The 230-nt window shown below is 42.6% G+C and carries 1 protein-coding gene; it reads right to left on the bottom strand.

From position 1 onward, the window contains the following. The coding region (locus tag QUB70_RS27375; RefSeq protein WP_442927838.1) for a hypothetical protein at positions 1-230 on the bottom strand (230 nt) is incomplete at both ends.

Below are 230 nucleotides of genomic sequence, written 5' to 3'. Positions count from 1 at the left end.
CATTGCCCAATCTTGAGGAAAAGCTTCGCGGGTGCGAACTTGTAAAGCAGCTTCAAAAAATGCGATCGCCCTTTCTAAATTATCACCCCTATCTCCCTTGATTCTGTATAAGTAAGCATTTGCCAAATTATTTTGAGTCATTGCCCAATCTTGGGGAAAAGCTGGGCGGGTGTAAACTTGTAAAGCTGCTTCATAAAATGCGATCGCCCTTTCTAAATTATCACCCCTGT

The organism is Microcoleus sp. A003_D6, from assembly GCF_036702825.1.
Classification (GTDB): Bacteria; Cyanobacteriota; Cyanobacteriia; order Cyanobacteriales; family Microcoleaceae; genus Microcoleus.
This window is presented reverse-complemented; position numbering and strand designations above follow the sequence as displayed.